The organism is Anabaena sp. FACHB-1391, assembly GCF_014696755.1.
In the GTDB taxonomy this organism is placed as follows: Bacteria; Cyanobacteriota; Cyanobacteriia; order Cyanobacteriales; family Nostocaceae; genus Dolichospermum; species Dolichospermum planctonicum.
The window spans coordinates 36,933-63,034 of the sequence record NZ_JACJQS010000028.1 but is presented as its reverse complement, the minus strand read 5'-3'; the positions used below and the strand labels follow the sequence as shown (position 1 = coordinate 63,034).

At 36.2% G+C, this 26,102-nt stretch carries 15 protein-coding genes and 3 pseudogenes; 9 read left to right on the top strand and 9 right to left on the bottom strand.

Going from position 1 to position 26,102, the window contains the following annotated elements; genetic code table 11:
- A partial coding sequence (locus H6F62_RS20545) for a pre-peptidase C-terminal domain-containing protein (protein WP_199306434.1) occupies positions 1–2,073 on the top strand: 2,073 nt, incomplete at its 5' end.
- A gap of 378 nt (positions 2,074–2,451) precedes the next feature.
- On the top strand, positions 2,452–4,641 hold the full coding sequence (locus tag H6F62_RS14030; RefSeq protein ID WP_190372299.1) for a pre-peptidase C-terminal domain-containing protein: 2,190 nt from the start codon (positions 2,452–2,454) through the stop codon (positions 4,639–4,641).
- A 110-nt stretch (positions 4,642–4,751) separates the two neighbouring features.
- Here H6F62_RS14030 and bchD read toward each other — a convergent pair whose 3' ends face one another.
- A complete protein-coding gene (gene bchD, locus H6F62_RS14025) occupies positions 4,752–6,776 on the bottom strand; it encodes a magnesium chelatase ATPase subunit D (RefSeq protein ID WP_137908867.1) in 2,025 nt (674 codons plus the stop codon).
- 91 nt (positions 6,777–6,867) lie between these two features.
- On the opposite strand from bchD, the pseudogene H6F62_RS14020 reads away from it, so the two are divergent.
- The 3 genes and pseudogenes from H6F62_RS14020 (at position 6,868) to H6F62_RS14015 (ending at position 14,020) form a co-directional block, all read left to right on the top strand.
- Positions 6,868–7,339: pseudogene (locus tag H6F62_RS14020) on the top strand (Uma2 family endonuclease).
- 357 nt (positions 7,340–7,696) lie between these two features.
- Entirely contained in the window at positions 7,697–7,822 is a 126-nt protein-coding gene (locus H6F62_RS21235) for a hypothetical protein (protein WP_255501582.1), read from the top strand.
- 24 nt (positions 7,823–7,846) lie between these two features.
- Positions 7,847–14,020, top strand: coding sequence for an AAA family ATPase (locus tag H6F62_RS14015; RefSeq protein ID WP_190372298.1), 6,174 nt, complete (start codon positions 7,847–7,849; stop codon positions 14,018–14,020).
- Positions 14,021–14,201: 181 nt separating this feature from the next.
- Here H6F62_RS14015 and H6F62_RS14010 read toward each other — a convergent pair whose 3' ends face one another.
- From H6F62_RS14010 to H6F62_RS13995, 5 genes and pseudogenes are all read right to left on the bottom strand, one after another.
- Positions 14,202–14,801: a superoxide dismutase gene (locus H6F62_RS14010; protein ID WP_137908869.1), complete on the bottom strand. Its 600-nt coding sequence runs from the start codon at positions 14,799–14,801 to the stop codon at positions 14,202–14,204.
- Positions 14,802–15,059: 258 nt separating this feature from the next.
- The gene (locus tag H6F62_RS14005) at positions 15,060–15,482 is read right to left on the bottom strand and encodes a type I restriction endonuclease subunit R (protein WP_228036429.1); all 423 of its coding nucleotides are present in this window, start codon (positions 15,480–15,482) and stop codon (positions 15,060–15,062) included.
- Between the two features lie 494 nt (positions 15,483–15,976).
- Positions 15,977–17,503: a ferredoxin:protochlorophyllide reductase (ATP-dependent) subunit B gene (bchB, locus tag H6F62_RS14000; RefSeq protein WP_137908870.1), complete on the bottom strand. Its 1,527-nt coding sequence runs from the start codon at positions 17,501–17,503 to the stop codon at positions 15,977–15,979.
- A gap of 290 nt (positions 17,504–17,793) precedes the next feature.
- Positions 17,794–18,145: pseudogene (locus H6F62_RS21005) on the bottom strand (BsuBI/PstI family type II restriction endonuclease).
- A gap of 19 nt (positions 18,146–18,164) precedes the next feature.
- On the bottom strand, positions 18,165–20,075 hold the full coding sequence (locus tag H6F62_RS13995) for an N-6 DNA methylase (RefSeq protein ID WP_242026019.1): 1,911 nt from the start codon (positions 20,073–20,075) through the stop codon (positions 18,165–18,167).
- Positions 20,076–20,172: 97 nt separating this feature from the next.
- On the opposite strand from H6F62_RS13995, the gene H6F62_RS13990 reads away from it, so the two are divergent.
- Together H6F62_RS13990 and H6F62_RS13985 are read left to right on the top strand one after the other, a co-directional pair.
- Positions 20,173–20,871, top strand: a complete 699-nt coding sequence (locus H6F62_RS13990) for a Uma2 family endonuclease (RefSeq protein WP_190372297.1) — start codon at positions 20,173–20,175, stop codon at positions 20,869–20,871.
- A 61-nt stretch (positions 20,872–20,932) separates the two neighbouring features.
- Positions 20,933–21,514 (top strand): Uma2 family endonuclease, encoded by a 582-nt coding sequence (locus H6F62_RS13985; protein WP_137908873.1) that lies wholly within the window; start codon positions 20,933–20,935, stop codon positions 21,512–21,514.
- A 68-nt stretch (positions 21,515–21,582) separates the two neighbouring features.
- Here the strand turns inward: H6F62_RS13985 and H6F62_RS13980 are convergent, their stop codons facing one another.
- The 3 genes and pseudogenes from H6F62_RS13980 to H6F62_RS13970 all read right to left on the bottom strand — a co-directional run.
- Positions 21,583–22,653, bottom strand: a complete 1,071-nt coding sequence (locus tag H6F62_RS13980) for a HaeII family restriction endonuclease (RefSeq protein ID WP_137908874.1) — start codon at positions 22,651–22,653, stop codon at positions 21,583–21,585.
- Positions 22,631–23,668: a DNA (cytosine-5-)-methyltransferase gene (gene dcm, locus H6F62_RS13975; protein ID WP_137908875.1), complete on the bottom strand. Its 1,038-nt coding sequence runs from the start codon at positions 23,666–23,668 to the stop codon at positions 22,631–22,633. The genes H6F62_RS13980 and dcm overlap by 23 nt, the downstream gene beginning before the upstream one ends.
- A gap of 118 nt (positions 23,669–23,786) precedes the next feature.
- Positions 23,787–23,963: pseudogene (locus H6F62_RS13970) on the bottom strand (DUF5615 family PIN-like protein); the annotation flags it as partial.
- A 152-nt stretch (positions 23,964–24,115) separates the two neighbouring features.
- Here H6F62_RS13970 and murF point away from each other — a divergent pair.
- Both murF and H6F62_RS13960 read left to right on the top strand, forming a co-directional pair.
- The gene (murF, locus tag H6F62_RS13965; protein ID WP_137908876.1) at positions 24,116–25,474 is read left to right on the top strand and encodes a UDP-N-acetylmuramoyl-tripeptide--D-alanyl-D-alanine ligase; all 1,359 of its coding nucleotides are present in this window, start codon (positions 24,116–24,118) and stop codon (positions 25,472–25,474) included.
- Between the two features lie 372 nt (positions 25,475–25,846).
- On the top strand, positions 25,847–26,065 hold the full coding sequence (locus H6F62_RS13960; protein ID WP_190372301.1) for a hypothetical protein: 219 nt from the start codon (positions 25,847–25,849) through the stop codon (positions 26,063–26,065).
- Positions 26,066–26,102 lie beyond the last annotated feature (37 nt).

Genomic DNA, 26,102 nt, shown 5'->3' with positions numbered 1-26,102 from the left:
TTTAGTGACTGGGTAGGAAGTGCTGATACTAACGATTACTATAGTTTCAATGTCACAACACCAAGTAACTTTAGTTTGAGTTTAACAGGCTTGAGCGCTGATGCGAATGTTCAGTTACTCAATAGTTCTGGTACTGTAATTTCCAGTTCTACTGCTGGTGGTAATGCTTCAGAATCCATTACTCGTCAATTGAGTGTCGGTACTTATTATGCGCGGGTATATCGGTATAGTGGTGACACTACTTACAGTTTGTCCTTAAATGCTACTACTGTTGATAATGCGGGAAATACCCTAGCTACAGCCCGTGCTGTTGGGACATTAACAGCAACTCAAAGTTTTAGTGACTGGGTAGGAAGTGCTGATACTAACGATTACTATAGTTTCAATGTCACAACACCAAGTAACTTTAGTTTGAGTTTAACAGGCTTGAGCGCTGATGCGAATGTTCAATTACTCAATAGTTCTGGTGAGTATATTTCCAGTTCTGAAGCTGGTGGTAATACTTCTGAATCCATTACTAGTCAGTTGAGTGCGGGTACTTATTATGCGCGGGTATATCGGTATAGTGGTGACACTACTTACAGTTTGTCGTTAACTGCTACTGCTGTTGCACCTATTGATAATGCGGGAAATACCCTAGCTACAGCCCGTAATGTTGGGACATTAACAGGCGCTCAAAGTTTTAGTGACTGGGTAGGAAGTGCTGATACTAACGATTACTATAGTTTCGATGTCACAACACCAAGTAACTTTAGTTTGAGTTTAACAGGCTTGAGCGCCGATGCAGATGTTCAGTTACTCAATAGTTCTGGTACTGTAATTTCCAGTTCTACTGCTGGTGGTAATGCTTCAGAATCCATTACTCGTCAATTGAGTGTCGGTACTTATTATGCGCGGGTATATCGGTATAGTGGTGACACTACTTACAGTTTGTCGTTAACTGCTACTGATGTTGCACCAACTCCCACACCAACTCCCACACCAACTCCCACACCAACTCCCACACCAACTCCCACACCAACTCCGACAGATTGGTATACTCAAAATCTACTAGATGCTCAAATTATCACTTTAACCAGTTCCTTAGCTGCTGATGGTAATTTGAGTCGCAATGATATGATTTCCATTTTCCGCGATGCCAAAGATGGTAGTGTAATTGATGCCAATGAGTTAACTGACTTACGGACTCTTGTTAGTAACTCCACTCTCTTCACTATGGCTGATTCCGTGAAGGTCTTATCTAATAAGATTGCCAATAGTGACGCAGCTAACACTCGTTCCGGTTTTGGTAACTTGTTTGCCGGTAGTAGTGATACCCAAATGGAAAATCTGATTGGTAAGTGGTTCTTAGGTACTGATCGCCCCGATACAGGTTATACCTATCAGTCTGCTAGTGGTTCTCTGTTCCAAAATGGACTTAGTGCTGATGACATTTACCAAGGAGCGGTGGGAGACTGCTATTATGTAGCAACCTTAGCTTCTATTGCCCAGGAAAAACCTGAGTACATCCAAAATATGTTTACGGACAATGGTGATAATACCTTCACTGTGCGTTTTTATAACAATGGTGTAGCTGATTATGTCACAGTAGATCGTTACTTGCCAACTTATGGAAACTATGCCGCTTATGCTGGTTGGGGTGGAGGCTCGGTTTCTTCTAGTAGCAATGAACTTTGGGTAGCTTTAGCAGAAAAAGCCTATGCCCAGTTGGCTGAATCTGGTTGGAGTCGTACTTACAGTGGTACTCAAAATAATTCCTACGCAGCCATAGAAGGTGGTTGGATGGATACAGTAATTCGTCAGGTAACGGGATTAAGCGCTACTTCCCAATCCGTCAGCAATATGACTCAAGATCAACTGATTAATTTGGTTAATTCTAATCAGGTTTTAACAGCGGGTTTCGTCTATGGTGGTGGTTATGGTGTGTTTGATAGTCATGCTTACACCATTACTGCTTATAATGCCACTAATGGCACTTTCCACTTACGGAATCCTTGGGGTTCTAGCCATGCTGATATCACATGGAGTCAATTAGTCTCTTTGAGAGGTATTATTGAGTGGTCTAATACCTAGACATCATTGAAAGCAGTACGAATATTAATTATTAATTATTTGTACTGCTGTTTATTTAATTAATAATGATTTCAATAATTATACGAATTTTTGACTCCCGTTAATTTACTTTTTATATTGATTTCGTGACAGTTAATTGTTATACAAAAATATTGTCAAATATTTGAATCTTAAAAGTTTTGACGAAACTTACCCTGATAACCCTGATCAGGGTTGAATTAGTGTGAATATTTTCATTTTATTGATTGAGAGAGATTCAGATCTGACTTTTGTGGAAACAATACTGAACAGTTGAGGTGTACTGAGGATAAGTATTGTCGGTCAGCATTCCCAACCCTATACAAATCCACATTTTCATAAATGATTTAGGAGTCCATTATGTTTGATAATTCTGAAAAGTCTTTTGATTCCTCTTTATCAGGATTGGCTAATTCCTTAAATTACCTGGATAAAGATCCTTTAAATCCTAATCCCACAGATCCTGGTTTACAGCAACTTCCATCATTAAATGTACCTGCTGATTATGCGGGAAATACCCTAGCTACAGCCTGTGCTGTGGGTAGATTAACAGGCTCTCAAAGTTTTAATGATTGGGTAGGAAGTGCTGATACTAACGATTACTATAAATTCAATGTGGGAACACAAAGTAACTTTAGTTTGAGTTTAACAGGTTTAAGTGCCGATGCGAATATTGAATTACTCAATAGTTCTGGTGGTGTAATTTCCCGTTCTACTGTTGTTGGTAATACTTCTGAATCCATTACTAGTCAGTTGAGTGCTGGTACTTATTATGCGCGGGTATATCAATATAGTGGTGACACTAACTACAGTTTGTCGTTAAATGCCACTGCTGTTGATTATGCTGGAAATACCCTAACTACAGCCCGTGCTGTTGGTACATTAACAGGAACTCAAAGTTTTAATGATTGGGTAGGAAGAGCTGATACTAACGATTACTATAGTTTCAATGTGGAAAGACAAAGTAACTTTAGTTTGAGTTTAACAGGCTTAAGTGCCGATGCAGATGTTCAGTTACTCAATAGTTCTGGTACTGTAATTTCCAGTTCTACTGCTGGTGGTACTACTTCGGAATCCATTACTCGTCAGTTGAGTGCCGGTACTTATTATGTGCGGGTATATCAATATAGTGGTAATACTACTTACAGTTTGTCGTTAACTGCTACTGCTGTTGATAATGCGGGAAATACCACAGCTACAGCCCGTGCTGTTGGTGCATTAACAGCAACTCAAAGTTTTAGTGATTGGGTAGGAAGATCTGATACTAACGATTACTATAAATTCAATGTGGAAAGACAAAGTAAGTTTAGTTTGAGTTTAACAGGCTTGAGTGCCGATGCGGATGTTCAGTTACTCAATAGTTCTGGTGGTGTAATTTCCCGTTCTACTGCTGGTGGTACTACTTCGGAATCCATTACTCGTCAGTTGAGTGCGGGTACTTATTATGTGCGGATATATCAATATAGTCGTAATACTACTTACAGTTTGTCGTTAACAGATTGGTATAGTCAAAATCTCCGAGATGCTCAAATTATCGCTTTAACCAGTTCCTTAGCGGCTGATGGTAATTTGAGTCGCAATGACATGATTGCTATTTTCCGTGATGCTAAAGATGGTGGTGTAATTAATGCCAATGAGTTAACTGACTTACGGACTCTTGTTAGTAACTCTACCTTTTTCACTATGGCTGATTCCGTGAAGGTCCTATCTAATAAAATTGCTAATAGTGACGTTGCTAACACTCGTTCCGGTATTGGTAACTTGTTTGCCGGTAGTAGTGCTACCCAAATGGAAAATCTGATTGGTAAGTGGTTCTTAGGAAATGATAGACCTGATTTAACCAGTTCCAGTTATACCTATAGTTATGTTAGTGGTTCTCTGTTCCAAAATGGACTTAGTGCTGATGACATTTACCAAGGAGCGGTGGGAGACTGCTATTATCTAGTAACTTTAGCTTCTATAGCCCGGGAAAAACCTGATTACATCCAAAATATGTTTACGAACAATGGTGATAATACCTTCACTGTGCGTTTTTATAACAATGGCGTAGCTGATTATGTCACAGTAGATCGTTACTTGCCAACTTCTGGTGGTTATGCCGCTTATGCTGGTTGGGGTGGAGGCTCGGTTTCTTCTAATAGCAATGAACTTTGGGTAGCTTTAGCAGAAAAAGCCTATGCCCAATTAGCTGAATCTGGTTGGAGTCGTACTTACAGTGATACTCAAAATAATTCCTACGCAGCCATAGAAACTGGTTGGATGGATACAGTAATTCGTCAGGTAACGGGATTAGGAACTTCATCATTTGAAGCCGTTAATATGACTCAAACTCAACTGATTAATTTGGTTAATTCTCATCAGGTTTTAACGGCAGCTTTTGTCTATGGTGGTGATTATGGTGTGGTTAATGGTCATGCTTACACCATTACATCTTATAATGCCACTAATGGAACTTTCCACTTACAAAATCCTTGGGGTTTTAGCCATGCTGATGTCACATGGAGTCAATTAGTCTCTTTGAGGAGTATTATTCAGTGGTCTAATACCTAGACATAATTGGCAGCAGTACAAATATTAATTTTCAAAAAATATAAATTGATTTTTTCGTAGTTATGCTGTATATAATAAAACAAAACCACGAAAAGTTGATTTACGTTAATTTACTTTGCTTTCATGTCAGCTATAGCACCTCTAGTCATGGCGGCGATCGCTTTATCAGTGGCTTTCGGCAAGTGATAATACTTACCACCAGCGGTTTTTGACAATTCTTTGGCAAAGCCAGTGGATACAAATTTACTTTCCGTATCAATGACTAACAATTGCATTCCCGAAGCCCTAATTCTGGCTGCAATGTCTAATAATTCGGCTTTGATATCTGGTTTTTCTCCTGGTTCCATGGGTTCACCTAAAGAACGAGCCAAAGGAATATTACCGCGTCCATCAGTAATTGCCACGATAACAACCTGCCCGATATCGCCACCCATTTGGGCATTTATCCCCACCCGCACGGCTTGAGTTAAACCATGTGCTAGGGGTGAACCGCCACCACAGGGTAATCTTTCTAACCTATTTTTAGCTAAAGCAATGGAACGGGTAGGGGGTAATAATACTTCTGCCTGTTCTCCTCTAAAGGGGATTAAAGATACTTGGTCACGATTTTGATAGGCTTCTGTTAAAAGCTGCATGACTGCACCCTTAGCAGATTGCATCCGATTTAAAGCCATTGAACCAGAAGCATCTACAACAAATACGACTAAAGCGCCGGCTTTTCTTACCAACCGCTTAGAACGAATATCTCCCTGTTCAACAATGACTTTTTTATCTGGCTGTCTAGCTCGGCGTGCTTTTTGATATGGGGCTGCGGCTCGCAATGTGGCATCTACGGCGATGCGTCGGGCTTTACCTTTGGGAATCATTGGCTTGATATACCGTCCCCGGTCGTCTGAGAAGATAATACTGCGACTTCCCGATTTACCTTGACGTTGTGCCATTTGAGTAAAATAAAGCACCTCTGGGTCAAGAATTACCCCTTCTGGGTCAAAAATAAACTCTTCGGGAATGTCTGGGGGTTCTTGCTGTTCTTGGTCTTCTTCTTTTTCCTCTTCCTGTTCTGACTCTTGTTCTTCTTCTTGTTCCGACTCGTCTTGGTTTTCTGGTGGTGGGGGTGGAGGTGGAGGTGGTTGCTGTTCGTCTGGTGGTGTTTGGATGATCGTGGTTCTCGGAACTATGACCAATTCCACAGCGCGACGTAAATCATCCGCTGTTACGGTATTACGTCCTTCTAAAGCCGCAGCGGCTTTGGCTACGCGCACTGCAAATAGTTCTGCGCGATGTCCTTCCACACCCCCGCGAATGGCTTCATTGACGAGGTAGGTAATTTGTTCTGGGGTAATGGTGACTTCCTTTAACCATTCCCGTGCCAGGATGATTTGGGTTTTCAGGGAGTCTATGTCTTCGCTGTATTGTTGCAGGAATTCTGTGGGAGACTTGGAATAGGCGATCGCTTGTGCAACTGCCTGTACTCTTTGATCTATACCCAGAACTCCGTCTGCTGATAAGGCGATCGCTATTCTATCAAGTAAATGTTCTCTTAATGCCCCTTCTTCGGGATTATAGGTGGCAATAAACAACGGTTTACAAGGATGTTGAAAACTAATTCCTTCCCGTTCAATTTGGTTACGTCCGTCCGATAATACCGATAAAAGTTGGTTACTAATTTGGTCATCTAATAAATTGATTTCATCTACATACAGCACACCTCGATTAGCTGTAGCGAGTAACCCCGGTTGAAATACTGTATCACCCTGCTTAACCGACTGTTCCACATCCACAGAACCCAAAAGCCGGTCCTCAGTCACACCCAGGGGAATTTGCACAAAAGGTGCGGGAATAATTTCCGTTTCTATCTCCTGTCTTTGTTCAGCTAAGAGTTTATCATCCCATTCTTCTGGATGGTTGGGGTCACAGTTGCTAACAGAAGCTTTCACAACTTCAATAGGTGGTAATAAAGCGTGGATTGCACGCGCCATTACAGATTTAGCAGTACCGCGACGACCTGCAATTACCACACCCCCCAAAACGGGGTCTACTGCTGTCAACAGCAAAGCTATTTTAATTGCTTCTTGGCCAACTACAGCGGCCAAGGGAAAAGCAGTCATTGTCGGGGTAAGAGTAGGCGATCGCATTGTTTCCTTAATAGTTACTATGATTCTAGCATAGCAATTCTTGGCACATTTTAGAATATATGTAATGGCAATTCCTCAAGGAGCAAGATATATGACTAGGATTCAGGTTAAAAGTTTTACTCTGGAAGAATATCACCAACTCACCGAAATCGGCTTTTTCAAAGAAGATGATAGCTGCGCTCGCCGTAGGCATCACATTCAATTAATTAACGGAGAATTGATAGAAATGGTATCAAAAGGTAGAGCGTATGAAACTTGTTTACGTAATTTATTGCGGGAACTTCCTAGAAGTTGCAGATGCTGCAATAGATTATGACCAAAAGGTAAAAATACCTCTGTATGCAAAAGCCGGAATTGTTGATTATTGGATATTTAATTTATTAGATAATTGCTGAGAATGTTACAGTAAACCATATCAAAATAAACAATGTCAATTTGGTTATGCAAATAGGCGAATTGTCTTACCAAATCAAGTGATATCTTTACCCTGTTTCCCTGATTTATCGCTAGACTTAAGTAAAGTATTTCCTCCGCAGATGGAAAAAAGTTTCTCACATTTCTAGAATTAAATCAACGTGCTGAACAAGAACGTCAAAATTATCAAGACTTATTAGCAAAATTAGAAGCTAAAGGTATTGATATTAATAGTCTCTAAAATTCATATCCCTGACTTATTAAAAAAGTTGGGGATATCAACTTTAGGATTATACAATTTAAGTGCGTAACAGCTGATGATCAGGGATAAATAAACATACTTACGTATAAATAATAAAATTAATAAAATTACGAACCAATAAACTACAAAGTAGCAAAGAACACGAAGTAAAGGAGGCTGCACAGATATGGGGCTTCCAAGCTTCTGTGTTATTGCTTCACAAATTGTTACAAATGAATTAACCACTGCAATTCAAGGATGAGGTATGAATAAAATTCTGTGGTTATTGGCAATATGGCAACTTTTGCGTTATGATATTTTTGATTTTGAATTGATGATCATGAAAAAAATAGCAGCCATTATCACAAGCACTTTTATTTCGCTATTGTGACAAACATTTGGTGAAAAAAATTTTATGGGTTTATGGGATATGCAAATGGTAAAATTAACAGGTTATAAAATAGTTGAAAAAATTTATTCTAGTAGTGAAACTTTGGTCTTTCGATGCATAAGAGAAAAAGACCAAATATCAGTAGTTATCAAATTTTTACGTCAGGAGTACCCAAAATTCGAGAAATTGGTGCAGTTTCGTAATGAATATACTATTATCAAAAATCTGAATATTGCCGGCATTATTAAAACCTATGGACTGGAAAATTATGAAAACGGCTATGCTTTGGTAATGGAGGATTTTGGGGGTGTTTCTCTCCAGGAAAAAATCAAAGAATGGGGGGCAGGAGGTATGGGAAACAGCGCAGTAGGATTAAAAGAATTTTTCACTATTGCTCTACAAATAGTTTCTATTTTACAAGAATTGCATCATCAAAGGGTGATTCACAAAGATATAAAAACCGCTAATATTCTGATTAAACCTAGCACCTTAGAAGTTAAGCTAATTGACTTTAGTATTGCTTGCTTACTTAAGAGAGAAACTCAAACTCTCGCTAGTCCTAATGTTCTGGAAGGAACTCTATCATACTTATCTCCAGAACAAACTGGACGTATTAACCGCTTGGTTGACTACCGGACAGATTTCTATTCTTTAGGTGTGACATTTTTTGAGCTTTTGACTGGAGAATTACCTTTTGCTAGTAATGACCCCATAGAATTGATACATTACCATATTGCTAAACAACCTCCATTATTACATGATATCCATAGTCATATTCCCCCGATTTTATCGGCAATTATTCATAAATTGATGGCGAAAAATGCTGAATATCGCTATCAGTCTGCCCATGGGATTAAGTATGATTTAGAAATGTGTATAAAAGCTGGAGAAGAAACTGGAAATATTCAGACTTTTGAATTAGGAAAAAGAGATATTAGCGATCGCCTAACTATTCCTGAAAAACTGTATGGTAGAGAAGTAGAAGTAAAAACTCTGCTCACAGCTTTTGAGCGTATTTGTGCTAATAATAAGGAAATGCTCCTGGTGGTTGGTTATTCGGGAATTGGCAAAACCGCTGTAGTTAATGAAGTTCATAAACCCATAGTTTGTGCTAGGGGTTATTTTATTAAAGGTAAATTTGACCAATTTCAACGCAATATTCCTTTTTTTGCATTTATACAAGCTTTCCGAAATTTAATAGATCAACTATTAACTGAAAGTGATACTCAATTGCAAAAATGGAAAACTAAAATTCTGTCTGCGTTAGGAGAAAATGCTCAAGTTATTATTGCCGTTATCCCAGAATTAGAACAAATTATTGGTAAACAGCCTCCTGTTCCAGAATTGTCCACCATGGCCACAGAAAATCGTTTTAACTTGCTATTTGAGAAATTTATTCATGTTTTTACCACTCAAAAACATCCTTTAGTCATATTTCTTGATGATTTACAATGGGTAGATTTGGCTTCTCTTAAATTGATGCAATTACTAATGACTACAAATGAAATTAGTTATTTATTGTTAATTGGTGCTTACCGGGATAATGAAGTGTCTGCTACACATCCTTTAATATTAACTATTGAGAATATCCGCAAAACTGTATCTATAACTGTATCTATAATTAATACTATTACCCTAAATTCTCTCAATCAATCTGATCTCAATCAACTCATTGCTGATACTCTCAATTGTCCGACTACAGTAGCTCTACCTTTTACTCAATTAGTCTATCTAAAAACCCAGGGAAATCCCTTTTTCAGCCACCAATTTATCAAATCTCTCTATGAAGATGGTTTAATTCGCTTTAACTTTGATTGTCATTATTGGCAGTGTGATATCGCACAAATTCAAGCTTTAGCTATCACTAATGATGTGGTAGAATTTATCGCACTGCAATTACAAAAATTACCTGAATCAACTCAATCAGTATTAAAGCTGGCCGCTTGTATTGGCAACCAATTTAATTTAGATACATTAGCAAAAATTAATGAAAAATCTCAGATAGAAACAGCGGTAGATTTGTGGAAAGCATTGTTAGAAGAATTTATAATTCCGACAACAAAAATTTACAACTTCTTTCAATCTGATTTACTTAATAATCAACAGTTATCAGCAGTTCATAACTACGAAGAACAGAAATTTAGTTACAGATTTTTACATGATCGTGTACAGCAAGCTGCTTATGCTTTGATTCCTGACCAGGAAAAACAATCTACCCATTTAAAAGTTGGGCAATTGCTCTTAAAAAATACCTCGGAAAAAGACATAGAAGAAAATATATTTGAAATTGTGAATCAGTTGAATATTGGCATGGATTTAATTACGATTCAGTCAGAAAAATATGCAGTAGCTCAACTAAATTTAATTGCCGGTTCTAAAGCCAAATTAGCTACAGCTTATGATGCTGCTTTTAGGTATTTAAAAAAAGGTTTATCATTACTTGCAGCAGATAGTTGGCAGCATGAATATAACCTAACATTAAACCTTTATATAGAAGCGGTGGAGGCAGCATATTTAAATATTCATCCTGAGCAAGCAATAACTTATATAGAAATAGTTAGGAAAAATGCAATTAGTGTACTAGATGAAGTTAAGGTATACAAAAAGCAAATGCTCATGCATGACATGGAATTAACCTTTGATACGGGTCTAAAATTATTAGAGAAACTAGAAGTTACTGTAGAAGAAGTACCCCTAATAAATGTTAATGTTGAGGATTTAATCCATTTACCAAAAATGACAGATCCTTATAAACTTGCAGCAATGGGGATACTAATGGGACTTGGTTTTATAGCTTATTTCTCACAATTGGAGATGGAATTGCCGATTATACTTACTATAATAAATCTGGCTATTAAATATGGCAATTCTGTGGAGTCTGCTTATACTTATATTTGTTATGGCTTGATAGTCTGCGATAGGTTTTCAGATATTAATACTGGATATAGTTATGGAAAATTAGCTCTTAATTTATCAGAGCAGTTTGATAATCAAGTGATCAGGTTCAGAATTTTAATATTATGGTATTCTCATATTATTTATTGGAAACAGCATTTTCGAGGATCTATAGTTCCTTTACAAGAAATTGCTGAATATGGCTGGAAAATAGGTGAAACAGACTTTTTAGGTTTTGCTTATACGTTTAATATGTTCATGATGTTATTTGCTGGGGAAAATTTAATAACTGTATCTGAATATCTAGAAAATTGTGCTGCTTTAATCTCTCATAGAAAACTCGATTGGCATACTCAAAATATCAAAACTTGGCAACAAATAATATTTAATTTGCAAGCAATAAATCAGGATAAATGCCAATTTAATGGTGATTTTTTTACTGAGGACTTGTTTCTATTTTTAGTTAATAATAAAAATTATCACTCTCTCTTTGGATTTTATCTAACTAAAACCATGCAATTTTATTTGTTTAAAGAATACAAAAAAGCTCTTGATAATGCTATTTTTGCTAAACAATATATAATATCTGTGCCAGGACAAATTACTGTCAGCCAACATAATTTTTACTATTCTTTGTCTCTTTTGGCTGCATATAATTATCAGTCTGAACATGAACAACTGGAGTCCATGAAACAAGTTTTAGCAAATCAGCAAAAGATGCAGTATTGGGCTGTTAATGCCCCAATGAATTATCAACATAAATATGACCTGATAGAGGCTGAAAAAGCTAGAGTTTTAGGGCAAATGCTTTTAGCAATGGAATATTATGACCGATCTATTCAAGGTGCAAATAATTATGAATATCTTCATGAAGAAGCTTTAGCTTATGAATTAGCGGCAGAGTTTTATTTATCTTTAGGTAGAAATGAAATTGCTTCATTATATATGACAAAAGCATATTATGGCTATTTACGCTGGGGAGGAAAAGCTAAGGTAGACCATTTAGAAAAATCCTATCCCCAATTACTTGCTAAGACTCTACAAGCAGGAAAAAAACCTGTATCAATGATGATTTCTAAAAATAATAGTATTTCGGAGGCTATTGATTTGAAAACAGTTATAAAATTCTCTCAAGTAATTGCTAGTGAAATCCACATAGATAAATTGCTATCAACATTAATGCAAGTGATGATGGAAAATAGCGGTGCAAGTAAATCTGTTTTAATTCTAGTTAAAAATAATCATCTATTTGTGGAAGCCATAAAAATAGATAATGCAAATGTTATCCAAGAATCAACCCCGGTGAATTTAAGTAAAGATATTCCTATCAATGTGATTAATTATGTTTATAATACGGCGAAAATATTCGTAACCGATGATATTAAAACTAATCTGTTAATAGCTGCTGATTCTTATATTGTCTCCCAGCAACCTAAAAGTTTGTTATGTCTTCCTATTATTCACAAAGGTAAATTTATGGGTATTTTATATTTAGAAAATCAGCTAACTGTAGGGGCATTTACATATAATAAAATTGAAGTTTTGAATTTGTTAATGACCCAAACTGCTATTTCCCTAGAAAATGCTCAGTTATATACTAATTTATCAGAACAAGCAGACAGCCTCAAACAAGCTAATCAACAATTAGAAGAATATGCTATGACTCTCAAAATCACTAATCGTTTGCAAAAGTTAGCTGATTTATCTCTGACTATTAATTCAACACTATCAACTCATAATATACTGCAATTGGTTACACAGCAAGCTGCGGAAATTATCGGAGCGCACCAATCAATCATTAGTATTAAAATAGATGAAAGTTGCACAAAAGCAGTTCATACAGTTCATCTTGCAGATAAATATGAACAGTGGCGGGAAAATTATGAAAAGTTTGATGAATCTGATTTTTATAGGTTAGGTTGTCAAATCCAAAATTCAATACGAATGACTCAGACTGAACTAGAAGCACATCCAGCCGCAATTAATAACATTAATAACAATTTACCCCTGCGCGGTTGGCTGGTAGCACCACTGATTGATATTAAAGGTAAACACATTGGTTTTATGCACCTTTCTGATAAATATGAAGGTGATTTTACAGAAGATGATGAAGCTATTTTAGTGCAGTTAGCGCAAATGCTATTATTAGCAATGAATAATGCCCATCTTTACGAGGAATCTCAACGAGTTAATCGCATTAAAGATGAGTTTTTAGCCATACTTTCTCATGAATTAAGATCGCCTCTGACTTCTATAATTGGTTGGTCACAAATGCTGCAATCTGGGAAATTAAGTCCCGAAAAAACAGCACTGGCTTTAGAAACTATTGAACGCAACGCCAAATCACAAACCCAATTAATTGAAGATGTAGTAGATATTTCTCGAATGGTTCGAGGTAATGTCAGCCTCAATATTCACCCAGTCAACTTAGTATCACCAATTGAAACCGCAATTAATACTATGTATTTAGCTGCCAAAGCTAAGTCAATTAAAATATTGCTGACAATTGCATCTCATAATGTGATGGTATTAGGTGATCCAATTCGTTTACAACAAATTGTCTGGAATTTGCTCACTAATGCGATTAAGTTTACATCCCCCGGAGGACAAGTTGAAATCAGACTAAACACAGTAGGCTCAGAAGCACAAATTCAAGTAATTGATACAGGATCTGGTATTAGTCCTGATTTTATGCCCTATATTTTCGACTATTTTCGTCAAGCTGATGCTTCCAATACCCGAAATTATGGCGGACTGGGACTAGGTTTAGCAATTGTCCGTCACTTGGTAGAATTGCACGGGGGAAATATTTGGGCTAAAAGTTTAGGTAAGGGACAGGGAGCAACTTTTACAGTTAGAATACCATTACTCCAGTCACAGCCAGAGCTAAACCCCTTGAGCAAGTCGCTCAACAATTCCCCACATTCAACTATTGATGGTGTAAAAGTCTTAGTTGTTGATGATAATATTGATGTCCGTGAGTTTTTGGTTTTTGCCTTGGAAGAGTATGGAGCAGTAGTCATGACTGCGGATTCTGTTAGGGAAGCATTAAAATGTCTCCAACAGTTTCCAGCAGATATCTTAATCACTGATATTGGGATGCCCGAGGAAAATGGCTATAGTTTACTAAACCAAATCAGGTCTTTAGAATCCACCCAGAAAAGACAAATTCCAGCGATCGCACTCACAGGTTATACTGCAAATGAAGTCATCAATCAAGTATTAAACGCTGGTTTTCAAAAGTATCTTCCTAAACCCATAGATGTATTTGAATTAATTACAGCTATTTCCGAACTGATCTAACTGACAAGAATGTCACGATTTATGGTAAAAAAAGATAGGTCAGCTATTCTCAATAAGACCTATCTAATGATAATGATACTTTTACAACTGCAAGTCAATGAGGTACCTGTCTGAGCCACAAAGCTTTGCACAAACAAGGGTTTTACTGCTAACTGCTGAAAGCTGCTGTATCAATTAAAATCTAAGCAGCAAAATTTGCAGCGACAAAATCCCAGTTCACCAAATTATCTAGGAAATTCTTGATGAATGCAGGACGAGCATTTTTGAAATCAATGTAATATGCGTGTTCCCAAACGTCAATGGTCAAAAGCGCTTTTTTACCATGAGCGAGGGGGTTTTCGGCGTTTGGTGTTTTCATGATTTTTAGTGTACCATGATCATCAATTAACCAAGCCCAACCACTACCAAATTGAGTAGCAGCAGCGGTAGAAAATTCTTCTTTGAATTTGTCAAAGCTACCAAAATCCTGTGCAATTTTAGCAGCTAATGCGCCTGTAGGAGCGCCACCACCTGCGGGTTTTAAGCAATTCCAGAAAAAAGAGTGATTCCAAACTTGAGCCGCGTTGTTGAAGATTCCAGCCTTAGCAGAGTCACCAAAAGCGATTTGAATTACTTCTTCCAAAGACTTGTGAGCTAATTCTGTACCATCAACTAGCTTGTTCAAATTATCTACATAAGCTTTATGATGTTTACCATAATGGTACTCAAAGGTTTCAGCTTTCATGCCGTAAGACTCTAAAGCATCAGAAGCAAAAGGTAAGGGGGGTTGTGTAAATGTCATGTTGTGAAATCCTCTCTTTACTGTTGTCTTGTTAAAAGCTATGAAAGAAGCTTCGGAAATTACAGGTTTTGTATGGTCTTGTTTTATATCCTCAAGGTCGGCACATAAAACTTAACATTGTTATTCTACTACTAAAGTGAAAATTTCCACGAATTAGCGAGGATTTACTTTTATCTACTCAATTATTGTACCAAAGTGTTATAGAAACTGCTGTAAATGAGCCTCAAACCCTTGTAGACTGGTAAAAATCGCTCCTTTTTAGTTGCTATTGCCGGTTTCATCTACATTTCGGTTCAATGTCTCATAAATACTAGATAGTAATTTTTCTAACACCATTGCTCTAAATTCTTCATTATTCATCACCTCCATAAATATTTTTTCATTCCCGTCCATGCGTTCAATAAAGAGGTTTTCTAGATGCTTTTCTAGCACAGGAGCAAAGTTTTCTTTAGTGTTGACTTGAGCAGCTTTTTTGATAGAATCATTAGCGATCGCTGTTTCGGTAATTTTTTCAAAAAACAGTTGATCTGCTAAGGTAAAATCTGTACCAAATCTTTCATTTAAGGAGTTAATTAGTTGGGATAGATGATCTAAAACAACCCCCTTATTACCAGCTTTTACAGGGCTGTTAGGAACATCTTGTTTTAGTTCCACCCATTGGAATAAGGTGGCTGTTGTCATCTTTTAATTCTCCTTTGATCTATCAGGTTTTAAAGTTATAAATCTTCATACTTCTGTTCCTTCATCCTGTTGCCAGATAGTGATAACCTAAGTAAGCGGCCATTTGGACCACGGCATTGACTTTTAACAGTAAACTGAGATCCATAACCAGTTGGGGTAACATCTGAAATTTCAGAACCTTTCACAGCTTTTATTATATCGTTTTTGAGAACTTCCCAGTTATCTAAGTTATATCCGGCTCAAGCCAAATATCCTGATTTATCACTTTTAGGCTGATACACCAGTAAGTATTTGGTGATCTTAGCATCCTGAATTACTAAATTCGATGGCATTGTCATCACACTTATGTATAATAAATTTATCTTTACTACAAAGATAGTAAACTAAGTATGAATATTCTGGGCAACTTAAATGAAGCTCAAATTAGCATTAAATAAGCAAAAAGGGCATCCATTTAGGATACCCCTTAATCTTATTAATCAACCACGGAAACCCTATGCTCCTACAGACTCCTTCGCAGCATACAAAACCTCAGCGGAGATATCCTTAAACCCACGTTCACGGGCAAACTTTTCCGTATTTCGCTTCACTTTCCCGCGCACAAAACCAGGAATCTTATTCAATTCTGCTTGTCCATCTTTTGTCCAATTCAAACCAGATTCTGCGGAAATTCCTTTGGTAATTACTTCCTTTGTATCGTGTCCACCAAATATCTCTAAAAGGTGATCTTCCATTCCCAAAGTGAAGGAATTGTAGATTAAATCTGTGATTTGATTTGTACCTTCATAACCCATAAATGGTTTGTAACCAATGGGGAAATTCTGCACGTGAATTGGTGCTGCAATCACACCGCAAGGAATATCCAAACGTTTACCAACGTGACGTTCCATCTGTGTACCAAAGATAGCAGCAGGTTCAACACGAGCGATCGCATCCCCAATTTCACCATGATCATCTGTAATTAATACTTCATCGCAATATTCGCTCACCTGTTCTCTAAACCAGTCAGCATCATATTTGCAATAAGTACCCGCCCAAACCACATGAATCCCCATTTCCCGCGAGAGAATCTTTGTTAAAGCCGCTGCATGAGTATTATCACCGAAAACCACCGCTTTCTTCCCAGTCAAGTTCTGACAGTCAATAGAACGGGAAAACCAAGCCGCTTGGGATACATGAAGAGTTTGTTCATTGATGAAGTCTTCATAATTCACCTCAGCACCTTGGGCGTTAATTACCTGCTGAATTTTACGTATACATCTAGCAGTTTCTACAACACCCATGGGCGTAATATCTACGTAAGGTGTCCCGAATTGTTCTTCTAGATATTTAGCCGTTGTTAACCCCAGTTCCCGATAAGGAACTAAGTTAAACCAAGCTTGGGGCATATTTTTCAACTCGTGAACCGAAGCACCTTCAGGAATGACAATATTGACCTCAATTCCCAAATCAGCCATTAACCGTTTAAGTTCGGTACAGTCGTGGTTATTGTGGAAACCAAGGGTAGAAACGCCGATAATATTAACCGAGGGTTTAGCGGTTTTCTGTGTTGATAATTCCCCCCGCTTCCGGGCTTTGTCAATGTAATATTGGACAATTTGTTGTAAAGTCCGGTCTGCGGCTTGTAGTTCATTGTAGCGGTAATGGTTTACGTCCGCCAGCATTACGTCCCCTTTTGCTTCCAACTGCGCCCGTTCCACAAAGTTGTGTAAGTCCTCTTGCAAAATACTGGAAGTGCAGGTAGGAGTTAAGATAATTAAATCGGGGTGTTCTTCCGCATCTTTGCGGGTGATATTGTCTACTACCTTTTCTTGAGAACCACGGGCTAAAACGTTTCTATCAACGACGCTGGTTGTCACTGGAGTGAAATCTCTCTCCCGCGATAGCATGGAACGCATGACGTTAAAGTAGTCATCACCCAGGGGTGCGTGCATTATTGCATGAACATTTTTAAAAGAACTAGCAATCCGCAAAGTACCAATGTGGGCTGGTCCTGCATACATCCAGTAAGCTAATTTCATCCGGTCTTCTCCCTTTGCAACTTAAATAACTATAAGTGCTTGATTATTAAATCGCTTCTGATTTTCTCAAATCTATTGGCTATGAACAAATAAGGTTTGTTACGGGGTTATTTGCTGTGAGAGATGCTAAAACCTAGTTACTGACTGGGTTATGGTCCCTAACTTAAACAATATTTATGTTGTTTAAGTAAATAAATCTTAATAATTTTTAGGGATATTTGTACTAAAACTAACAAAAATCATTTATATACTTACTTTCAATCATTGATAGAATTAGTACCGCCAAAATATCAAGAAAGATTTTCCCGGTTTTCGTATGGTCCAAGAAATCTCTCTCCGTTAAAATGAATTAAATGATCTGGTTGGTCTGCTACCCAAACTTCTGTTTCCCAAGAAATCTCAGCTAGATACCGAGTCATTTCCTTGCGAGTAGGAAAAGCAGTCATAAAAACTAATCCCTTGCTACTAAATTTAAACAGTTGTTTTAGTTCATTGTGTCGTTTTAAATTAACAGGACCATGACTTGACAGCTTCTATTAAGATTAGCCAGTCTTGTTGTTGATAATAAACTACAACATCTGGCATTTTACCATGAGGATCTAAGTCAATTCCTATTTCTCCAAACTTTTGAGTTTCATTAATAATGAATTTATCACCAGCATCACCTACATTCAGAGTTGTATGATTGTATCAGCGAAAGCGCTTGTGGCTGAAGTTGATAACACCATTTAGGGCTATTAATTGGTCGCTTTGGTTGATCTGGATTTTCCACAACTAAACCCATTTGTACAAACTGGTGCATTGTTTGTCTTCTCACAGTTTCTCGTGTATTTGGTGCGTATTGTTTTCCATAATAATCACGAAACCAATCCATCATTTCAGTAATTCTGCGTTTGGGAGTTGTTGCTTGATTCCAAAAAGTTTCCGGTCGAATATCTGCTAATGCAAGTAAGCACAGTGCGGATCTTTCATTCTGCTGTTCTTTTGGTGCAGAAATTTCTTTCAGAATAGTTAGTGCTTCTTGAATACGTTTACTAGCTTGAATTGCGTTTATTGCTTCACTCATAATTGACAGAGTTTTGTGAACAAGTGTATCAAGTTTTTCCTGGTCAAATACAAATTCATCAATTTGGCTTCCCAGTTGCATCAAATCCTCTTGAGAGGGATATCTAATTTTACGCAAATCTGTTGCATTGACTTGTGTATTACCACTAAACAGCCGAAAATAGTTATCAAATAAAGTTGAATTGAGAAATGCTGTTAAACCTCTTGCTAGGTCAGGATTCATTCCCTTTCCCTTAGCATGATAATAGTTAAGATGATTTTCTATACCCAGCGCGGGTGAATTTATAGGAGAACAGACAGCAGCAACAATACGACGTTTTTCTTCCTTAGCAGAAAATCGCTTGATTAAAACATACCATCCTGGTTTAATTAACCATTTTTGTGTTTGTTGATTATTTTCAATAGCAATTGATTTTTTCGGTTTTGTGGGAGGAAATAAAATTTTTCCTGGTTTTATAGATTCTGGGTAAATTAAGGGAACGTTTTGATCATCTAAGGAATTTCTTAAAGATGATTTAAGACGAAAATCTACAACTTGACCAGTTGAAATTTCTAAACCAAGTTCATCTAATGTAGATGAAAATTTATCTATTTGCACTTTTACAGCATCTTGCAGAGAGTTGGTAAGAATATGAATAAACATCTCAGGATCATTTGTTTCAATAACTTGGTTATATGGAACAAGTCTGATTTCTGAACAATTATCTAATTCTTGTTCTGAATTAATACTTATTTCTATACATTTAGGTTTAACTTCTGTTTTAGCAGCATGAAAAATAATATTTTCTTGTAAAACATTATCTTGTGCAAAAGCTAAGGAGCGACTTGCAAATATATGAATATTTTCAAATGCCATTTTTTCTAGAAAAGCTTTGCGAAAAGGCCGGAAATAACTACCATTGCAAAAGCTTCTGGGAGTAATTGCAACTATTTCACCATTTTGAGAAAGCTGTAATATGGATAGCCAAACAAATGCACTATATAAATTTACCGTTTCAATTCCCAGCTTTGATAGTATTTTTTTCTCAGTTGATTTACTACTTATTTTCTTATAAGGTGGATTTAGAATTGCATGGGTAAAATTGTGGTAATTTTTAGTAAAAAGCGGTAAACTGGTTTTACCAACACTCTCGATAAAACTTTGATTTTGCAAAGAATAATCTGCTTTTATTCCCTTGTTTTGTAAAGCATTACAACATTCTATAAGACATTGTTCTAAACAGGGTAAAAAGGTTTCTTCTACTTCATAGGTTGTAATTAAACAACTCTCAATTTGATCAGCATTTATTAATAATCGCTCTACAAAAGCAGCAGTTAAAGACCCAACACCCGCACCAGGATCTAGTAAACTAATATGACCAGATAAATTGTTAAATTGTCCTGCCATAAATCTCGCAATCGGTGCAGGAGTTAGAAACTGACCTAATTCACTTCTTTGTTTTAAGTTCAATCTTGAAGAAAAATGAAATCTATTTATATCTAGAGAATCTGTGAGGAAAGTTGTCATATTATCAATTTATAGAAAGTAAAATGTCCAGAAATTATGAAAAACTTGAATAATTTGTTATAATTCGTTCAGGGCTTCATTACTCATTCAGAAAATTATGGTAAAAATACCCTTCCCAGCTTCGATAATTCCTCCTTTGACAAACGGGGACAAACTCACCCGTTATGAATTTGAACGGCGATATAATGCCGTATCTAAACCGAAAAAAGCTGAATTAATCGAAGGGATAGTTTATATTATGCCTGCTGCTCTGCGTTTTAGAAGTCATGGACAACCTCATGGTCGCATCCTAACATGGCTTGGTAATTATGAAGCCATGACCCCTGGTGTGGCTTTAGGAGTTGAACCCACAGTCCGGCTAGATTTAGATAATGAACCTCAACCTGATGCAGTTTTGATTATTATACCAGAAGCAGGAGGTCAAACTCGCATCAGTGAGGATGATTATATTGAGGGTCCACCAGAATTAGTTGTAGAAATTGCTGCTAGTAGTGTGGCTATTGACCTCCATGGCAAAAAACAGGCTTATCGTCGCAATGGTGTGAGAGAATATATTGTTTGGCAAGTTTTGGACGAAAAATTAAGTTGGTTTTCCTTACAAGAAGGTGAATATTTAGAATTAGCACCTAATGAAGAGGGAGTTTTACAAAGTCGGGTATTTCCAGGTTTATGGTTAGCGGTAAATGAATTATTAACAGGTAATATGCAAGTTGTATTGAATGTTTTACAAACTGGTTTACAGTCTGTTGAACACGCAGATTTTATAGAGAAATTAGGTGATTTGAAAAGCGATTAGAAATAACGGTTATACATGGGAATTTAAGATACAATAAATTCAATCTCTTTGGGTTTAAATTATGATAACTACAATCATTGAACGCGAAGCAGAACCAATTTTAATTAGCGACTTAACCTGGAGAGAATTTAAAGCTGTTGAACAGCTAATTGACCGCCCAGGGGTAAAGTTATCCTTTTTAGATGGAGTTTTGGAGATTCGTAAAAACCCAGGTAAAAAATATCAAATTATCAAAGAACGTATTGGTGCTTTACTAGAAATTTATTTAGAATTTTTGGAGTTAGATTTTACTCCTACTGGTTCTGTTACTTTAGAAAATGAATTTGAAAAAGTTAAAAAAGAAGGCGATAAATCTTATGAATTTGGACCAAATAGCAAACGTGCTGATTTAGTAATTGAGGTGGTTGTTAGTAGTGGAGGAATTAATAAACTGGAAGCATATAAACGGTTACAAATTCCTGAAGTTTGGTTTTGGATGAATGATGAATTATTGTTTTATAGTTTAGGAAATGAGGGATATGAGGCTGTTAGTAAATCGCAACTTTTACCGAGTTTAGATGTAGATTTATTGATGCGTTGTGTTAATATAGAAAATCATGCTCAAGCACTGCGGGAATTTCGAGGAGGGATAAAAATTACATAACCTTTAAATATTCACATTTAGCTTGATCTGTATCAAAAAGATTTGTATTCTTGTATTTGAGCGATAACTTATCCTATAATGCGCCAATTTTCATTTAATGTATCTAAAGGTGGATAGTTTCTTTCTGCTAAAAATTCAGTTAAAGCAATAGAGTGAGGAAATTCTTTTCTAAAACTATCAGATAAACAATTAATTAATGGCTGAGATAATATTTGAGCATATTTACCTCTCAAACAAAGATCATACCAATTTATTAGTTCAGATTGACAAACAATACCTCTTACTCTTTGTCCCCATGAAATTTGTGTTGTAATCATTTTAATAACAGCTACATCAGCATCACGACAAACAATAACAATATGATCACTTTCTATCTGATCAACAATATTTTGTGCTAATTCAGGATTTAAAGTTAAATGCTTAATTTGAATTGCTGGTCCAAAATTCGCCCACATATCTAAACCTCTATCTGCGGCATTAGTTACTCCTACTCGATAGATATGAGCTTTAAATCCCCATGAGTTTTTCCCTTTTTCAATCCCTAATAATACTTTAGCTAAATCAGAAAATTCATTTAATATATCTTGTTTTGCAGGAGGGATAGAAATATTAATTTCTGCATCAAGAGCTACAACAATAGTTTCAAACAAACTATAGGCTACAATTTCATAGGCTTTATCAATACTTCTTCTAATTCCAGGTTGAGTAACAAATAATTCTAATAAATATTTTAAACTAAATTTATCTGTTGCTGTTTTATTTATATATTCAATCACGCTACTTATAGTGGATTGTCTTTCACCAAAACTTAGATATATGTAATGCTCTACTCCTCCTTCAGTACGTTTATTTTCTTGATCAAGAACTGAAAGTATTTCAGGAGGCATTGCTGTTTTAGTCCATATATCATCTTGATATTTAGATGAAGATGTAGATACTTTATTTAATAATCTGTCCGTAACCAAATCACGCCATTGGCGTGACTGAGTTCTATATGTTTCCTTGTCCAAGATATCAATATCTTTCTCTAAAGGTGAACGTCTCAAAACTTCTGCAATTTGAATAGGTTTATACATATCAACCCTAGCTTTTTTGATCAGCATATCAAGTTGTTTTTTAGCTTCTTGAATTGTGTACATAATTTTTTGAGATAGATGAATTATTTTCAAAAAGATTTAATTGATGAAATAGTGGATTTTTAGATACACTAGATTTGATACTTTTTGTTACCATCAGATTAATCATAACATCAATAACACTAGCCACACAGGGAATAGCAATAGCATTACCAGTCAATTTCCTCATAGTTTGATAACTTCCCACCACTTGATAATATTCAGGAAAACCCTGTAATCTCAACATTTCCCTTTCAGTTAACCTTCTTTCTCCATTAACTAATAGATAATTATAGGATGCTCCTGCTCTTAATGCACAAGAATAAGGATATACACTAATATTACCAGATTTATTTTCATGCCATATTGTTGGTTGATCATCTTGTTGATTAGGTTTAACTTTTTGTAACCGATTTTGTCTAATCTTTTCCGAAGCATAATAAAAGTCAGAAACGGAATTTTCTAATATTGTTGATAATGGTTGCATGGGAATTTTTATCAATGGCCATTTAAAATTCTCATAATGATGTTGATTTTTAAAACCTATAATTAAAATTCTTTCTCGTTTTTGTGGTAGTCCAAAATTTAAGGCATTAACAATTTTATAATCTGTGTAATATCCTAAATCTTGTAAATTATCAATAATAATTTTTAACGTTTTTCCCTGTTGATGTCCTTGTAACTGTTTGACATTTTCTAATATAAAAGCTGTGGGTTTTTTAGCTTGAATAATTCTAGCAATATCAAAAAATAATGTACCTCTGGTATCTGCAAAACCTTTAAGTTCTCCACAAATACTAAAAGGTTGACAGGGAAAACCAGCCAATAATATATCATGTTCTGGAATATCATTTTCATTAATTTTAGTAATGTCTCCCGCTGGAGTTTCTCCAAAATTTGCTGTATATATTTTTTGCGAGTCTATATCAATATCACTAGAAAAAACACATTGAGAGGAAATATTATACTGATTACAAATCATTTCAACGGCTATTCTAAATCCCCCTGTACCACAAAACAAATCTATGAATTTAATCATTTTTATCCTCATTGTTAAATATTGATATACACATGATTTTAAGCTGATATTATAATACTTATTGTTTCAGTATACAGCAAATCCTGTAGGGTGCGTTAATGAAATGTAACGCACCTTATTACTGGTTTGAATGCAGTTGCAAATTTTCAGTGCGATTATGAGAGAGCAAGCAATGGCAGGCATCTTTCGAGACAATCATCAAATCATTATCTTTTGCATCATTCCAAACTATCGGGTCTATTATTGCTTTCATCCCTACATCCCGAACATGAAGCGAGTTTCGATTGTAATATAGTCTCTGTAATTCATAAGTAGCAAGTGTATTTCTATTTTAGCGATTTTCTGAAAAAACTTGTAGTACAATATAAACTAAATTATAGCACTATGTCCACGTGACACAAAAAATGATAAGGTTATTACCTTTAAAATACCTTATCGTTTATCAGTATGTCAGTCTCTACCACTATCTCTCAACTGCTTGAAGTTCTTGTAGCTGAACCTGTGAATGTATCTGTATCTACCTTAGCCCAGTTGGCTGGTATACAAACAGATACCCGCATTTTGCAACCGGGTGAGGTCTTTTTGGCTTTGCGAGGGGAAAAGTTTGACGGACATGATTTTGTGCCAACAGCGATCGCTAAAGGGGCTATATTGGCTATAGTTGATTATGGCTATGAAAATCAAAATCCGGGTTTTCCGATTTTGCGGGTTAAAGATACTTTAAAAGCATATCAGCAAATTGCTAAATGGTGGCGGGAAACCTTTTCTATTCCTGTAATTGGCATCACTGGTTCAGTAGGTAAAACCACCACTAAAGAACTAATTTCCGCAGTTTTAGCTACAAAAGGAAAAGTTCATAAAACCTACGGGAATTTTAATAATGAAATAGGTGTTCCCAAAACTCTTTTAGAATTGACGAAAGGAGATGATTTTGCTGTTATAGAAATGGCTATGCGGGGAAGGGGACAAATTGCCGAACTCACAGAAATTACTAAACCAACAATTGGGGTAATTACTAATGTGGGAACAGCCCATATTGAATTACTTGGTTCAGAAGCAGCAATTGCTGAAGCTAAATGTGAATTATTAGCCACAATGCCAGATCATAGTATCGCCATTCTTAACTATGATAATCCCCGATTAATGGCGACAGCAGCGAAATTTTGGCAGGGTAAAGTTATCAGTTACGGTTTTTCTGGTGGTGATATTCAAGGAGAATTAATTAATAATGAAATCGTAGAAGTTGCTGGAAAGCGTTTACTTTTACCCTTACCTGGTCGTCATAATGCTAGTAATTTTTTAGCAGCTTTAGCCGTAGCTCAGGTATTAGAAATTGATTGGCAATTATTACAATCTGGTATCATGGTAAATATGCCCATAGGTAGAAGTCAACGCTTCACTTTACCTCATGATATCGTGATTTTAGATGAAACCTATAATGCCGCCCCAGAAGCCATGTTAGCTGCTTTACAGTTGTTAGCAGACACACCAGGAAAGCGGAAAATTGCGGTTTTAGGTGCTATGAAGGAACTAGGAGAAAGATCCGCAGAACTGCATCAAAAAGTCGGGGAAATGGTCAAAAATTTGCATCTTGATGGGTTGTTGGTGTTAGTTGATGGTCAAGATGCGGAAATTATTGCTAATAGTGCCGATAATATATCTTGTGAATGTTTTACTACCCATACTGATTTGGTAACAAGATTGAAAACATTTATGCAAACGGGAGATTGCTTATTATTCAAAGCCGCCCATTCTGTGGGATTAGATCGAGTTGTTAATCAATTACGGGCAGAATTTACCAATTAAAGACAATTGAATATTGGGTTTAGATATGTTGTCTATCTCATGTAATTTAGACAAAATAAACTTAATTAAGTCGGTATTTTCCGTAAATCTAATCCACAATAAAAATGACATTTTTTGTAGAGATGTTGCATGAAACATCTCTAAAATACGTTCCTGGTAAGTTTCAAAAACTGTAAATTAATAAACATCTTTTAACTGCTAATTACCATGAATAACTAGACAAAAATAGTTCAATTAAGTCTTATCCATTGAGGTCAAAGCCTTGAATTTATCAATGATTTTGGGAAGAATCAGAAGTAAGGTTAGTCTATAGCAAGTCTAATCTCATTTATCTTTTGTCAAGACAATTCATCAAATCAAGGAGTAATTATCATGGCTAATATCCAAATATCTGCACTACTTCCTATCGGTTATGATTTATTTAATGATGCTACTAGTTTTCTTAATGAACTAGCTACCGAGGAAGTACAAAACGTTGTTGGTGGACATAGGTATTATGGTTATGGCGGTTATGGCGTTTATGGCGGTTATGGCGGTTATGGCCGTTATTATGGCGGTTATAATCCCTGTTGCGGCTGGGGTTACTGCTAAAACCTAAAAAATAAGCTGTTGATTAACAGCTATTAAC